This window comes from Faecalibacterium longum (assembly GCF_040094125.1).
Classification (GTDB): domain Bacteria; phylum Bacillota; class Clostridia; order Oscillospirales; family Ruminococcaceae; genus Faecalibacterium; species Faecalibacterium longum.
This window is the reverse complement of the sequence record NZ_JBBNIH010000138.1, coordinates 138,568-151,480: the sequence shown is the minus strand read 5'-3', so window position 1 is coordinate 151,480 and position 12,913 is coordinate 138,568. Positions and strand designations below refer to the sequence as shown.

Here is a 12,913-nt window from a genome sequence, read left to right as displayed (position 1 = left end):
TGAGCCGAGAGGAGGCGAGCGGATGTTCCGTGAAGAAATGCGAGTCCTCGGCCTGCCCGGCGCAGAAGATGTGACCGACGGCAGCGTGGACTACTACGACATGGATTGGGAAAACTTCGAGAACGGCGTGACGGAGGAGCAGATGGCAAAGTGCATCGCAAAAGAGTGCGCCTGCACGTCGCGCTGTAAGTGCAGCGGGAACCTGCCGGACCAGTCCGACGACGAAGCCTATGAAATGACGTTGGAATGATAAAAAATATGAGAAGCCAGCTCTGCCGGGCGGGGCTGGCTTCTCGCTGTTCTCAAACCGCATCGCAGCCGCGCCCGCTCAAGGCGGCAGGCGGCTCGAAAAATGATAGAGAAGGGAAAGAAACATGGCAAAATATTATTGCATCCTCTTCGATGCAGACAATACGCTTCTGGACTTTGACGCCGCCGAGAACAAGGCGCTGGCTGAGACGCTGGTGGAATACGGCATCGAGCCGGACGCCGGGACGGTGCAGACCTACCGGGACATCAACTCGGAGCTCTGGCGTCAGCTGGAAAAGGGCCAGATACGCCGCGACAAGCTGATGGGGGAGCGCTTCACCCGCTTCCTCAAGGCCATCAACGCAGCCGGTGACGGCGTGGAGATGAACCGCTGCTACCTCGACCACCTGTCCTCCCACCCTGACCTGATGACCCCCAATGTGCTGGACGTCCTCGGGGAGCTTTCCGAGGTGGCGACGCTGGCCATCGTGACCAACGGCTTCGAGAAGGTGCAGAGCCGCCGGGTGGCAGAATCCGGCATCGGGGCCTACCTTGAGGACGTCTTCGTCTCCGAGAAGCTGGACAGCGAGAAGCCCAGCCGCCGCATCTTCGACTCCGCCCTCCGCGCTCTGGGCGTGGAGAACCGGGAGCACGTCCTGGTGGTGGGCGACAGCCTCACCAGCGACATTCAGGGCGGCGTGAACGCGGGCCTCGACACCTGCTGGTTCAACCCCGGCCACGCCGAGAACCCGGGCAAGGTGAGCCCCACCTACGAGATCGCCTCGCTGGAAGAGCTCTACCCGCTGGTGATGGAGCCGGAAGAGCTGGCGAACCTCGGCCTCAAGCACCGCCGTCATCAGCTGTAACGGCGGGAATGTCCCTATCCACCCTACTGGAAAAGAACACGGAAGAACGATATGCTGATTCATTTGGAAAAACTCGGAAAGAGCTTTGGCGAGAAAGTCGTCCTGCACGACGTGAGCGCCAGCGTGGAAAAAGAAGACCGCATCGGCATCGTGGGCCAGAACGGCGCAGGCAAGACGACCCTGCTCAAAATTCTGACCGGCGTCTACACCGACTATGACGGCGAGTTCAGCGTGACCCACGGCGTGACGCTGGGCTATCTGGAGCAGAACGCAAAGCTCGATGTCACGCTGGATATTTACGGGGAGATGCGCTCTTCCTTCGCCCCTGTGCTGGACGCCATGGCCCAGATGCAGATCTTGGAAAAGAAGATGGCGGCCTCTCCCGACGACGCCGCCCTTCTCGAAAAGCACGACGAACTGCAGAACATCATCGACGCCGCCGACGGCTACAACATGGACGTCAACATCAAGAAGGTGCTGTCCGGCATGGGCTTTGCGCAGGATACCTGGAGCAAGAACATGGGCGTCCTCTCCGGCGGTGAGCTGACCCGTCTCCGTCTGGCCAAGCTCCTCCTCGAGAAGCCGGACGTCCTCATTCTGGACGAGCCCACGAACCATCTGGACTTCGCCACCATGGAGTGGCTGGAAAACTACCTCAAGGGCTACTCCGGTGCCGTTCTGGTGGTCAGCCACGACCGCTATTTCCTCGACAACGTCTGTACCAAAATCTGGGAAGTCTCGTTCCAGACCATGACCACCTATAAGGGCAACTTCTCGGCCTATCTGCCTCAGAAGGAAGCCGCCGACGCCCTGCGCCAGAAGCAGCACGACGCCGACGTGGCGCTGGCCGAAAAATTACAGGACTACATCGACCGCAACCTCGTCCGCGCCTCCACCACCAAGATGGCCCAGAGCCGCCGCAGGCAGCTGGAAAAGCTGGAGATCACCGAGGCCCCTCAGGACGAGACCAACCAGCTCAAGTTCCGCTTCGAATACGACGTGGAGCCGTGGAATGAGCTGGTGCTGCTCAAGAACCTGACCATTAAGATCGGCGACCGCACCCTGCTGGAGCCCTTCACCTATACGGTCTGCCGCGGCCAGCGGCTCATCATCGCCGGCCCCAACGGCGCAGGCAAATCTACCCTGATGCAGGTGCTGGACGGCAAGCGCCGCCCCTCCGGCGGCATGGTGCGCCTTGGCACCGGCGCACGGCCCAGCATCTTTGCCCAGCAGCAGAACCGCATCGGCGCGGGCCGCGTCATCGACGTCATCTGGAACAAGTACCCCCGGATGACCGAGCTGGAAGTCCGAAGCCATCTGGCAAAGCTGGGCTTCCGGGGCGAGACGGTCTTCAAGCCCTGCGAGGCCCTGTCCGGCGGCGAGCTGGCCCGACTGCGCTTTGCAGAGATCGTGCTGGAACGCCCGAACCTGCTGTTCCTGGACGAGCCTACCAACCATCTGGACATCTACACCCGCGAGAACCTGACCGAGGCGCTGATGGCCTACACTGGCACGCTGCTCCTCGTCACCCATGACCGCCACCTGATGAACAGTCTGGCCTGCCCCATCCTCTACCTCGAGGACGGCAAGGCGGTCATCTACCCCAGCTATGACGCCCTGATGGGCCGCGCCGCTCCCGCCCCCGTGGCCGAGAAGAGCAGCGAACCCGCCAAGGCGGGCTACGGCAAAGAGCAGCGCCGCCGCCGGGCCGAGCTGCGCGCTAAGATCAAAGCCTGCGAGGACGAGATGGAAGCCTGCGGCGCCCGCGAAGTGGAGCTGGAAAACGAGATAAACTCGCCGGAAGTCTACAACGACCCCCAGCTTTTGCGGGAAAAGAGCGACGAGCTCAGCGACCTGCGCTTCCATCAGGACGAGCTTTTCGCCGCATGGGAAGCCGCTGTCGAAGAGCAGGAACAGTACGAGCAGACCGCCGGCGGTGAAGAATGACCGATGCAGCAAAGGGGGAGAGCCGATGGCAAACCGAAACCATGACCCAAAGAAAACACACGAGATCGCACTTTCCGGCCTGCTGTTCGCGCTGGCGATGGCTCTTTCCTTCATCGAAGGCACACTGGTCATCCCGGGCCTTGCGCCGGGCATGAAGCTGGGCCTTGCGAATATCGTGGTGATGTATGCACTGTTCTTCATGGGGGCGCGGCAGGCGCTCTATCTCGACCTGCTCAAGGCGCTGTTCGTCTTTCTCGTCTCCGGCTGGACGGCAGGCTTCCTCTCGCTCTGCGGCGGACTGCTGTCCCTGCTGGTGATGTGGGTGCTCTACTATAAGCTCCCGTTCCGACCCACATGGTTCATCCTGTCGGTCTGCGGCGCACTGTCCCACAACATCGGCCAGCTGCTTGGCGCGGGGCTCATCCTGTCCTCGGCCATGTCGCTGTACTATGCGCCGGTGATGCTGGTGCTGGGCCTTGTCATGGGCGCCCTCACGTCGCTGACCCTCCGGGCCATCCTGCCCGCACTGGGCAGACTGGGCTACAACACCCGGGAAAAGCGCTGAACAGTTGCATCTGCAAACATTTTTCGCTATAATAAAATGATAGATTTGATATGACCCTACAAAAAAGCCGTCCTTATGGATGACTCGCATCCGAGGGACGGCTGGGAGGTTTTGTACTATGTCTGAAAAAGTTACGGTCAAGGTGGAGCGGAGCGTCCTCCACCTTCCGGCCATCGCCCTGCGCGGGCTGGTGGTCTTCCCCAACAATCTGCTCCACTTCGAGGTGGGCCGCGAGAAGAGCATCGCCGCCGTGGAGTGGGCCGTCAGCAACAACTCTGACGTCTTCCTCGTGGCACAGAAAGAGATGAAGGTCGAAGACCCCAAGGCCGCCGACCTCTATACTTACGGCGTCGTGGCCGAGGTCAAGCAGGTGATGCGGGTGTCGGACGACCTCGTCCGCATCCTGGTCGAAGGCAAATACCGCGCCAAACTCTCCGAGATGGAGGACGACGGCAGCTTCCTGCTGGCCACCGTCCGCCCGGCCCCGGTCAAGATGGCGAAGCCCGAGGAGCTGCCGGAGGCGGACGTCCTCGTCCGCAACGTCAAAAAGAGCTTTGACGACCTGCTGGCTCTGAACCCCCACATCGGCAAGGACGTGGTGTTTGCTATCACTACCAGCACCGACGCCGCCTTCCTGTCCGAGTACATCCCGGCCAACCTCCTGTTCCGCTTCGAGGATAAACAGGCCATTCTGGACGAAGGCACCCTGATGGGCCGTCTGCATCTGCTCATCGAGAAGATGCACCGGGAGCGCCGGATGCTCGAGATCGATAAGGAGATCGCCCAGAAGGTAGACGAGGCGATGGACAAGAACCAGCGCGACTACTACCTCCACGAGCAGCTCCATATGATCAGCGAGGAGCTGGGCGAGGACGACGATACCACCGCCGAGGCCGAGGAGTACCGCCGGAAGATCACAGCTCTCCATCTGGACGAGGATCGGGAAAAGAAGCTTCTCAAAGAGGTGGACCGCCTCTCCAAAATGCAGAGCAGCAATCAGGAAGGCACGGTCATCCGCACCTATCTGGACACCTGCCTCGACCTGCCCTGGAACACCTTCACCGAGGACGATCTGGACATCGCCAAGGCCCAGCGCGTGCTGGACCGGGACCACTACGGCCTGAAGAAGGTCAAGGACCGCATCCTCGAGGTGCTGGCCGTCCGCAAGCTGGCCCCTGATGTGAAGGGCCAGATCATCTGCCTCGTCGGCCCTCCGGGTGTCGGCAAGACCAGCATCGCCCGCTCCATCGCCGAGAGCCTGAACCGCAAGTATGTCCGCATCAGCCTCGGCGGCGTGCGGGATGAGGCCGAGATCCGCGGCCACCGCCGCACCTACATCGGCGCGATGCCCGGCAAGATCATCAACGCCATGATCTCTGCCAAGAGCTCGAACCCCCTGATGCTTCTGGACGAGATCGACAAGCTGGCAGGCGACTTCCGGGGCGACCCGGCGGCCGCTCTGCTGGAAGCCCTCGACCCCGAGCAGAACAGCACCTTCAACGACCATTTCATCGATATGCCGTTTGATTTGAGCCATGTGCTCTTCATCACCACGGCCAACGACCTCAGCGCCATCCCCGGCCCGCTGCGCGACCGCATGGATGTCATCGAGCTGCCCAGCTACACCCGGGTGGAAAAGTACAACATCGCCCGGAAGCATCTGGTCCCCAAGCAGCTGGACGCCTGCGGCCTGACCGGCAAGGTCACCTTCTCCCAGAGCGCCCTCTACGGCATCATCGACGGCTACACCCGCGAGGCCGGCGTCCGCAATCTGGAGCGCACCATCACCAGCGTCCTGCGCAAGTGCGCCCGGAAAATTGCTTCCGGCGAGGCGGAGAATGTCTCCGTCACCGGCACCGGCCTCGAAAAGCTGCTGGGACCCCGCATGGTCAAGCCCGAGTTCCTCAACCGCACCAACGCCATCGGCATCGCCAACGGTTTGGCATGGACCAGCATCGGCGGCGAGACCCTGCCCATCGAGGTGCAGGTCATCGACAACGGCAGCGGCAAGATCACCGTCACCGGTTCTCTGGGCGACGTGATGAAGGAGAGCGCCCAGCTGGCCATCACCTATGCCCGCGTCCATGCCGCAGAGTACGGCATCGACTCCGAGCGCCTCAAGAAGTGCGACCTGCACATCCACGCCCCGGAGGGTGCAGTCCCCAAAGACGGCCCCTCTGCCGGCGTCACCCTGACCACGGCCCTCATCTCCTGCCTGTCCGGCATCCCGGTGCGGGGCGATGTGGCCATGACCGGCGAGATCACCCTCCACGGCAATGTGCTTCCCATCGGCGGCCTCCGCGAGAAGAGCATGGCCGCTTACCGCGAGGGGATGAAGACCGTCCTCATCCCGAAGGACAACGTGTCCGATCTGTACGAGGTGGACGACGAGGTCAAGAAGAACATCGAGTTCCTGCCCATGTCCAACCTGTCGCAGGTCCTCGCCGCAGCCCTCCTCAAGCCCAAGACGGTGTCTGCGGGCCACCCCCGCACCAGGAAGGTAAAGCCCGCTGAGGCTGCGGCCCTGCCGCAGACCGCTGAAAAGCCGCAGCCGGGCACGGTCTGCTGAGACGAAAGGAGCGAAGCTATGAACTATAACAAAGCGGATTTCATTGCAAGCTACGGCATTTCCAGCCAGCTGCCCGAGAGTGACCGCCCGGAGCTGAGCTTCTCTGGCCGCTCCAACGTGGGCAAATCCAGCCTCATCAATAAGCTCTGCAACCGCAAGAATCTCGCCCGCGTGTCCAGCACGCCGGGCAAGACGGCTACCATCAACTTCTACGCGGTGGATGACTGCTACTTCGTGGACCTGCCCGGCTACGGCTATGCCAAGGTGAGCAACGCCGACCGTGAGCGCTGGGACGACCTCATCAACAGCTACTTCGAGGCTCAGCGTCACCACACCCTGCTGGTCCAGCTCATCGACTGCCGTCACGCCCCCAGCGCCGACGACATCCAGATGCTGCATTATCTCCACTACCACAACATTCCCTTCGTCGTGGCCCTGACCAAGGCCGACAAGCTCAAGAAGAGCCAGCTGGCCCAGACGCAGGAGGAGTTCGAAAAGCTCTGCCTGCCCTACGGCTGCCAGAAGGTGGTGCTGACCAGCGGCGAGAGCGGCTACGGCATCCCGGAGCTGCAGGCTGTGCTGAACGCAGCCGTCGCCGCCGAGTACGAGGCAAACGCAGAGGACGCGGAGTAACGCAATGGCTTACAACGAATTTGCTTATTTTTACGATGAGTTCAACGGCGAGGCCGACTACGAGGCCCTGTATGCCCACATCAAAAAAGAGCTGGAAGCCCACGGCATCCATGACGGCATCCTCGCAGACCTGGGCTGCGGGACAGGAGAGCTGACCCTGATGCTCACGCAGGCGGGCTACGATATGATCGGCATCGACCAGTCGGAGGAGATGCTCTGCGTCGTCCGGGACAAGGCTGAGCAGCTGGGCCTTTCCAGCGGCCTGCTTCTTTTGCGGCAGGACCTGCTCAAGCTCGACCTCTACGGCACCATCCGGGGTGCAGTGTCCACCTTCGACACCTTCAACCACATCCCGGACCTGGACAAAGCCATCGCCAACGCCGGTTTCTTTATGGAAAAAGGCGGTGTGCTCCTGTTCGATATGAACACGCCCTATAAGCACCAGAACGTGCTGGGCGAAAATGTCTTTACGTTTGAAGAAGAGGACGCCTCCTGCGTCTGGCGCAACCATTACAGTGCCGCCGACCGCCGGGTGGAGATCAGCGTGGACATCGACTACCGCGAGACGGGGGAGCACTTCCACGAGCAGTTCTACGAGTACACCTACGACCTCGACACCATCCGCGCCGCTCTGGAAAAGCATGGCTTTGCGCTGGAAAGTGTCTGCGACGGCGAGAGCTTTGGCCCTCTGACCGACGAGAGCGAGCGCTATTTCTTCTGCGCAGTCAAACAGTATACCCAACTGGAGGATAAATAATATGTCGAATCTTATCCGCGGCATTTCTGAAAACGGCGGTGTCGTGTTCTGCGGCGTGGACTCCACTGAGATCGTCCGCACGGCAGAAAAGCTGCATACCACCAGCGCCACCTGCAGCGCAGCCCTTGGCCGTCTGCTCACCGGTGTCTCCCTGATGGGTGCGATGCTCAAGGATGATGGCGACTCCATCACCCTGCGCGTGTCCGGCGGCGGCCCGGCTGGCGTCGTCATCGCCTGCACCGACGCACACGGCAACGTCAAAGGCTGCATCGACCACCCGCTGGTCGAGCTTCCCGCAAAGGAGAACGGCCATCTGGACGTGGGCGGCGCAGTCGGCAAAGACGGCGTTCTGACCGTCATCCGGGACAACAAGCTCCAGAAGGAGCCGACGGTGGGTCAGGTGCCGCTGGTGTCCGGTGAGATCGCCGAGGACATCACCAGCTACTACGCCTACAGCGAGCAGATCCCCACCGTGTGTGCGCTGGGCGTTCTGGTGGACAAGGACCTGTCCATCGCCTGCGCCGGCGGCTATCTGCTGCAGCTCCTGCCGGGCGCGACCGATGCCGAGATCACCCGTCTGGAGCAGAACATCGCCGCCATGCCTTCCGTCACCGAGATGCTCCGGGCAGGGAAGACCCCGCAGGATATGATGGAGCTGGCAATGGCGGGCTTTGACCCGCAGGTCCTCGATACCCGCGAGGTGAAGTATCAGTGCGACTGCAGCAAGGGGCGCACGAAGGATATGCTTCTCAGCCTTGGCCGCAAAGAGCTGGTAAAGCTCCGGGACGAAGACCCGAAGTGTGAGGTGGTCTGCCACTTCTGTCACACGAAGTATGAGTTCGACCTGGACGAGCTTCTGGCCGAGACAACCCCGGAAGAGAAGTAACAAAAATCCATAATCACAAATCGCCGCATGGCCGGAGCAGATGTGCTCGGGGCTGTGCGGCGTTTTCATTTGCAGATGTCGGCGGTGATGGTGTAGACGACCCGGTAGTGGAGGGTGCTTTCTTCGACGGAGAAGTCCTCTTTGCGGGCCAGAAGTTCAAAATCGGCCCAATTCTGCTGTAAAGCTTGTTTACTTTGCAGCCTTGCAAGGGCCAGAGCCTGCTCTTCGGTCCGCTCCAAATCGGTGGAGACTTTATAATAATATGTCGTTTCTTCGATAAAAATCGGAACGGGATGTTCGAAGACTTCTGGCTGGTAGTGTCGGACGACGGCTTCGGCCTCTGCCTTGCCTGGAGCAGGATGCAGGGAGGGTAGAGCGATAGCATGACCGTCCCAGAACAGCGTCCGATGCACGGCCTGCTGCCCTGTGAGCTGTTCAATGGGCAGCAGGAGGGCAGTATCCTGCTCGTTTTCCCACTCGAACTGCGCCCGGACGCTGCCCGCCGCAGGCTGAAAGATAAGCGTTCCGTCCCGTTCGGCGCGGGCTGTCCCGATGAGGCCCTGACCGGCTTCTACGGCCTGGCCGGGGACGACGAGCATCGTCCCGCTGACGAGGTTGGTGCGAACGACCGTGCCGGATACCCTGGCCCGGAGGCCGTGGAGCGTCCCGGCAGCGATGTCCGGCACCGGTTTAGCCGCAGCCGCTTCCGCCACCAGCTTTCCCTTCATAAAGTTGAGGCTGGCCCAGGAAAACTCACCGCTCTGGAGCAGGGCGTATTCTCCGGCGGTGAGCTTTTCCTGTGTGACGGCATTTCCCGGGAAAAGCCCTGCCTCCCACAGGACGACGGCGGCCCGCGCCTGCTGGCCGGGCGTCAGGCCCACCGGTTCGACGAACCAGACAAAGCCCTGCAGCCAGAGCAGCAGAGGAAGAAAGACAAGGCATCCGGCCCAGAGCCCCCGCCGCCGGAGAAGGGGACGGATGCAAAAGAAAAGACCCCGCCGTTTTTGGATGCGCAGCCGCACCCGCCGTCTGCGGGCCAGAGCGGCCAGTTTCCGATAATGCCATGCGGCGCACCGGGCCGAGAACCCGCCGGGCCGGGGAACGATGTCGAAGAGGTGCAGCCCGCCTGCGGCCGCAGCAGTCAGCAGACCTTCGACATCACCGTTCTGCGCCGCAAAGGTGATGCCCGCCCAGAGCTGAATCCATTCCATGGTAGAAAGCTCCTATTCCTTTGAAAAATCGGTCCGCAGAATCTGCCCCCGCAGGGTGAGCCTCCGGGCGGAGAGTGTCTCTATCTTCAAATCGTCGCCGTAGACCGTCAGAGTGCCGCGCCCCAGCTCGAGACAGAGCTTGCCTTCTTCGTAGGAGCGGATGCGCCGGAACTGCTCGATCTCCATCCTTCTGCCGCTCAGGTAGACCGAAGCCCGTCCGTAGAAGTCCCCGGGCGGCTGACGGAACATCCGCCGGAACCAGCCGCGCAGGGGATGCGTTTGCTTTCGTTTCCTTCCCACGCTGCTCCCTCCCGCCATGCAAACCGCTGCCAATTACCACATATATATGGAAATGGAGGGTGCGCGTATGATTCAGAAAGAGAAAATCCGGGGCGTGGGGTATTTTTTGATGGCGCTGGCCGCGGGTCTGCTGCCGTTTGCCGCGCCGGATGCCTGCGCACAGGCATTGCGGGAGGGGCTGGCACTCTGCGGCGGCCCGCTGCTGCTGTCGCTGTTCCCGTTCCTCATCGTGTCCACGCTGCTTATCCAATGCCCGGCGGCGGATGTGCTGGGGCTGCCCTTCTGCCCAGTTGCAAGGCTCATCGGGGTCCGCGCTCCGGCGGCTGGGCGGGTGCTGCTCATCGGCTCTCTGGGCGGCTTTGCCCCCGCAGCAAGTGCCGCCGCCGAGGCCGTCCGCTCCGGGCAGCTCACCGCGCGGGAGGCCGATGCGCTCCTTCCGGCCTGTGTCTGTTCCGGCCCGTCCTTTGTGATACTGGCTGTCGGGCAGTCCATGCTGGGCAGTGCAGAGCTGGGCGTCCTGCTGTTCCTTGCACAGGTGGCGGCGGGCTATCTGTCCGCCGCGCTTCTGGCGCGGCTGGGAAGGACGCTTGGGTCAATGGCGCACCCCGCTGTCCCGACCGCTTCGCAGCCTCTCCGGCTGGACGGCATCATCGCGCAGGCGTCCCAGACCTACCTCAAGCTCTGCGGCTTCGTCCTGTTTTTCCGGATGCTGGCCGCAGGAGCGGGGAAAGTGCTGCCCTCCGGTGCAGGCGTTTTCTGCGCGATGCTTTTAGAGGTCTGCTCCGGCTGTGACCTGGCTGCGAAAAGCGGCCGGTTCGCCAGTATGCTGTGCTGCGCGGCGCTGAGCGTGCAGGGGCTTTCTGTTCTGATGCAGGTGCGGACCATCTGCCCGCCCGAGATGACCCTCCGCCAGCTCTACCGCGCCCGGCTGCTCCATCTGCCGCTTTCGCTGCTGATATTCTATCTTCTGCTTCCTCAGCGGGCGCAGGAGACGTTCAGCAGCCTGTGCGGCCGCGTGACCACGATGCGCCGCCTCCCGCCCGACTGTGCGCTGCTGGTGTTTCTCGGCTGCTGCTTTGTGGTCTGTGAGCTGAGCCGCGTCCTTGCAAAGGAGCTAAATCAAACACAGAGGGATAAAGTTGCGAATCAATCTTGACAGCTCCCGGCTTTTATGGTAAAATATCACACGTTGCAGAGATCGCAATGTGCTACTGTGGCTCAGCCGGTAGAGCAGCTCACTCGTAATGAGCAGGTCGTCCGTTCGAATCGGATCAGTAGCTCCAAAGTGAAATCCCCGAAAAGTGGCTTCGCGCCTGGCTTTTCGGGGATTTTTGTTTGGCTGGGACGCCGAGCGTTCTCAATCTCACTCACTCTCAAATAATTCGCGAGGTGTTATATCGAGGATGTCGCAAAGTCCGAAGGCTATCTCTGCTTTGGGGAAGCTTACGCCGTTTTCATAATTGCTGACTGCACCCGTTGTAATGCCAAGCTTATCTGCAAGCTCCTGCTGCGTGAGCCCGGCACGCTTCCGGCCCTCACGGATGATAATGGAAGCGCGTGTGGGTTTGGACATATGTTTCACCTCGAACCAATCATAAAAAGAAAATACTCGAAATAGGAACTCATTATCAAATTTATACCATTTTTATAGTGAAATGACAAGAATCCTCTCAATATGTGTTGCGCGGGCCACAAAAATATCAAAATGCAATCGAAACAGCTGCCCCAGAGACGGCTTTGAAAAGGCTGATAGAGCAGGTTTCGAGTGTTCTGCCAAACCGCCATATGCGGTTGAAAAATTTTGTGCAATTTTCATAGTTTTCTTCGCGCTGTTTTGGTGGTACAATAGAGGCAGAATCTAGTGACATTCAGGAGGAGCCGCATGGCAGAAAAGAGCATTGAATTAGACAGCGTAGAGATCGCAGCCGCCGTATTCGGGAACTGTGACCGGAACATCCGTATGCTGGAGAAAGAATTTTCGGTAACGGCGGTGTGCCGCGGTACGATGCTGCGCATTTCGGGCGAACCGGCCAATGTTGCAGCTGCGGCCCGTGCTGTGGAGGGGATGCTTCTCCTTATCGAGAACCATACACCGCTGGAAGACCAGACGGTGCGCTACTGCCTGAGCCTTGCGCATGACGGTGAGGAAAAGCGCGTCCGGGAGCTGACCGAAGATTTCGTGACGGTGACGGTCAAAGGCCGGCCCATCCGTCCCAAGACCCTGGGTCAGAAAGAGTACCTCAACTCCATCCGGAACAACGCCATCACCTTTGGTGTCGGCCCGGCGGGTACCGGCAAGACCTACCTTGCTGTGGCCATGGCTGTCAAAGCGTTCAAGGCCAAAGATGTTTCCCGCATCGTGCTGACCCGCCCGGCGGTGGAGGCAGGCGAGAAGTTGGGCTTTCTGCCGGGTGACCTGCAGCAGAAGGTAGACCCCTATCTGCGGCCTCTGTACGACGGCCTGTTCGATATGCTGGGCGCAGAGACCTATGAGCGTCTCGTGGAAAAGCAGATCATCGAGGTTGCACCGCTGGCCTATATGCGCGGTCGGACGCTGGACGATTCCTTCATCATCCTCGACGAAGCGCAGAACACCACCCCGGAGCAGATGAAGATGTTCCTCACCCGTATGGGCGTCGGCTCTAAAGTGGTCGTTACCGGCGACGTCACTCAGATCGACCTGCCCGACCGCACCCGCAGCGGCCTTGTGGATGCACTTCAGGTCCTCAAGGGCGTGAACGGCATCGCGCAGTGCTACTTCACTGAAAAAGATGTGGTGCGCCACCGTCTGGTGCAGGAGATCATCAAAGCCTACGAGGCCGCTGCCCACCCGGCTAAACACTGAAAAAAACAACTCCGGCGGCATACCACAGAAATCGGGGTATTCGCTCAATAGAATGTAAGAATGTAGAAACGAAAGGAGCGGACGA

13 protein-coding genes and 1 tRNA gene are annotated in these 12,913 nt (G+C 60.9%); 11 read left to right on the top strand and 3 right to left on the bottom strand.

The features are described 5' to 3' along the window. The first annotated feature begins 22 nt into the window (after window positions 1-22). The 8 genes from AAAU26_RS08325 (at window position 23) to hslO (ending at window position 8,472) form a co-directional block, all read left to right on the top strand. The gene (locus AAAU26_RS08325; protein ID WP_227618510.1) at window positions 23-250 is read left to right on the top strand and encodes a hypothetical protein; all 228 of its coding nucleotides are present in this window, start codon (window positions 23-25) and stop codon (window positions 248-250) included. A gap of 124 nt (window positions 251-374) precedes the next feature. Next, window positions 375-1,115 carry a YjjG family noncanonical pyrimidine nucleotidase gene (locus AAAU26_RS08320; RefSeq protein WP_207675935.1) on the top strand — a complete coding sequence of 247 codons (741 nt, stop codon included), beginning with the start codon at window positions 375-377 and terminating at the stop codon, window positions 1,113-1,115. 51 nt (window positions 1,116-1,166) lie between these two features. After that, window positions 1,167-3,062, top strand: a complete 1,896-nt coding sequence (locus AAAU26_RS08315; protein ID WP_227618509.1) for an ABC-F family ATP-binding cassette domain-containing protein — start codon at window positions 1,167-1,169, stop codon at window positions 3,060-3,062. A gap of 25 nt (window positions 3,063-3,087) precedes the next feature. Continuing rightward, window positions 3,088-3,627, top strand: coding sequence for a Gx transporter family protein (locus AAAU26_RS08310; protein WP_149793435.1), 540 nt, complete (start codon window positions 3,088-3,090; stop codon window positions 3,625-3,627). Between the two features lie 118 nt (window positions 3,628-3,745). After that, window positions 3,746-6,196 carry an endopeptidase La gene (gene lon / locus AAAU26_RS08305; RefSeq protein ID WP_227618508.1) on the top strand — a complete coding sequence of 817 codons (2,451 nt, stop codon included), beginning with the start codon at window positions 3,746-3,748 and terminating at the stop codon, window positions 6,194-6,196. An 18-nt stretch (window positions 6,197-6,214) separates the two neighbouring features. Further along, window positions 6,215-6,829 (top strand): ribosome biogenesis GTP-binding protein YihA/YsxC, encoded by a 615-nt coding sequence (yihA, locus tag AAAU26_RS08300; RefSeq protein ID WP_217209044.1) that lies wholly within the window; start codon window positions 6,215-6,217, stop codon window positions 6,827-6,829. A gap of 4 nt (window positions 6,830-6,833) precedes the next feature. Then, the gene (locus AAAU26_RS08295; protein ID WP_227618507.1) at window positions 6,834-7,586 is read left to right on the top strand and encodes a class I SAM-dependent DNA methyltransferase; all 753 of its coding nucleotides are present in this window, start codon (window positions 6,834-6,836) and stop codon (window positions 7,584-7,586) included. Between the two features lies 1 nt (window position 7,587). Then, complete coding sequence (hslO, locus tag AAAU26_RS08290) at window positions 7,588-8,472, top strand: Hsp33 family molecular chaperone HslO (RefSeq protein WP_227618506.1); 885 nt, start codon at window positions 7,588-7,590, stop codon at window positions 8,470-8,472. A gap of 65 nt (window positions 8,473-8,537) precedes the next feature. On the opposite strand, the gene AAAU26_RS08285 is transcribed toward hslO, so the two are convergent. Next, on the bottom strand, window positions 8,538-9,683 hold the full coding sequence (locus AAAU26_RS08285) for a sporulation protein YqfD (protein WP_227618505.1): 1,146 nt from the start codon (window positions 9,681-9,683) through the stop codon (window positions 8,538-8,540). Between the two features lie 12 nt (window positions 9,684-9,695). Further along, window positions 9,696-9,983, bottom strand: a complete 288-nt coding sequence (locus AAAU26_RS08280) for a YabP/YqfC family sporulation protein (RefSeq protein ID WP_227618504.1) — start codon at window positions 9,981-9,983, stop codon at window positions 9,696-9,698. Between the two features lie 67 nt (window positions 9,984-10,050). Between AAAU26_RS08280 and AAAU26_RS08275 the strand changes: the two genes are divergently transcribed. Beyond that, window positions 10,051-11,139, top strand: coding sequence for a hypothetical protein (locus AAAU26_RS08275; RefSeq protein WP_227618503.1), 1,089 nt, complete (start codon window positions 10,051-10,053; stop codon window positions 11,137-11,139). 51 nt (window positions 11,140-11,190) lie between these two features. Then, window positions 11,191-11,266: transfer RNA gene (locus AAAU26_RS08270), tRNA-Thr, on the top strand. An 80-nt stretch (window positions 11,267-11,346) separates the two neighbouring features. Here AAAU26_RS08270 and AAAU26_RS08265 read toward each other — a convergent pair. Beyond that, a complete protein-coding gene (locus AAAU26_RS08265; protein ID WP_158394514.1) occupies window positions 11,347-11,556 on the bottom strand; it encodes a helix-turn-helix transcriptional regulator in 210 nt (69 codons plus the stop codon). A gap of 309 nt (window positions 11,557-11,865) precedes the next feature. On the opposite strand from AAAU26_RS08265, the gene AAAU26_RS08260 reads away from it, so the two are divergent. Then, window positions 11,866-12,828 (top strand): PhoH family protein, encoded by a 963-nt coding sequence (locus AAAU26_RS08260; protein WP_015564135.1) that lies wholly within the window; start codon window positions 11,866-11,868, stop codon window positions 12,826-12,828. Window positions 12,829-12,913: the final 85 nt, after the last annotated feature.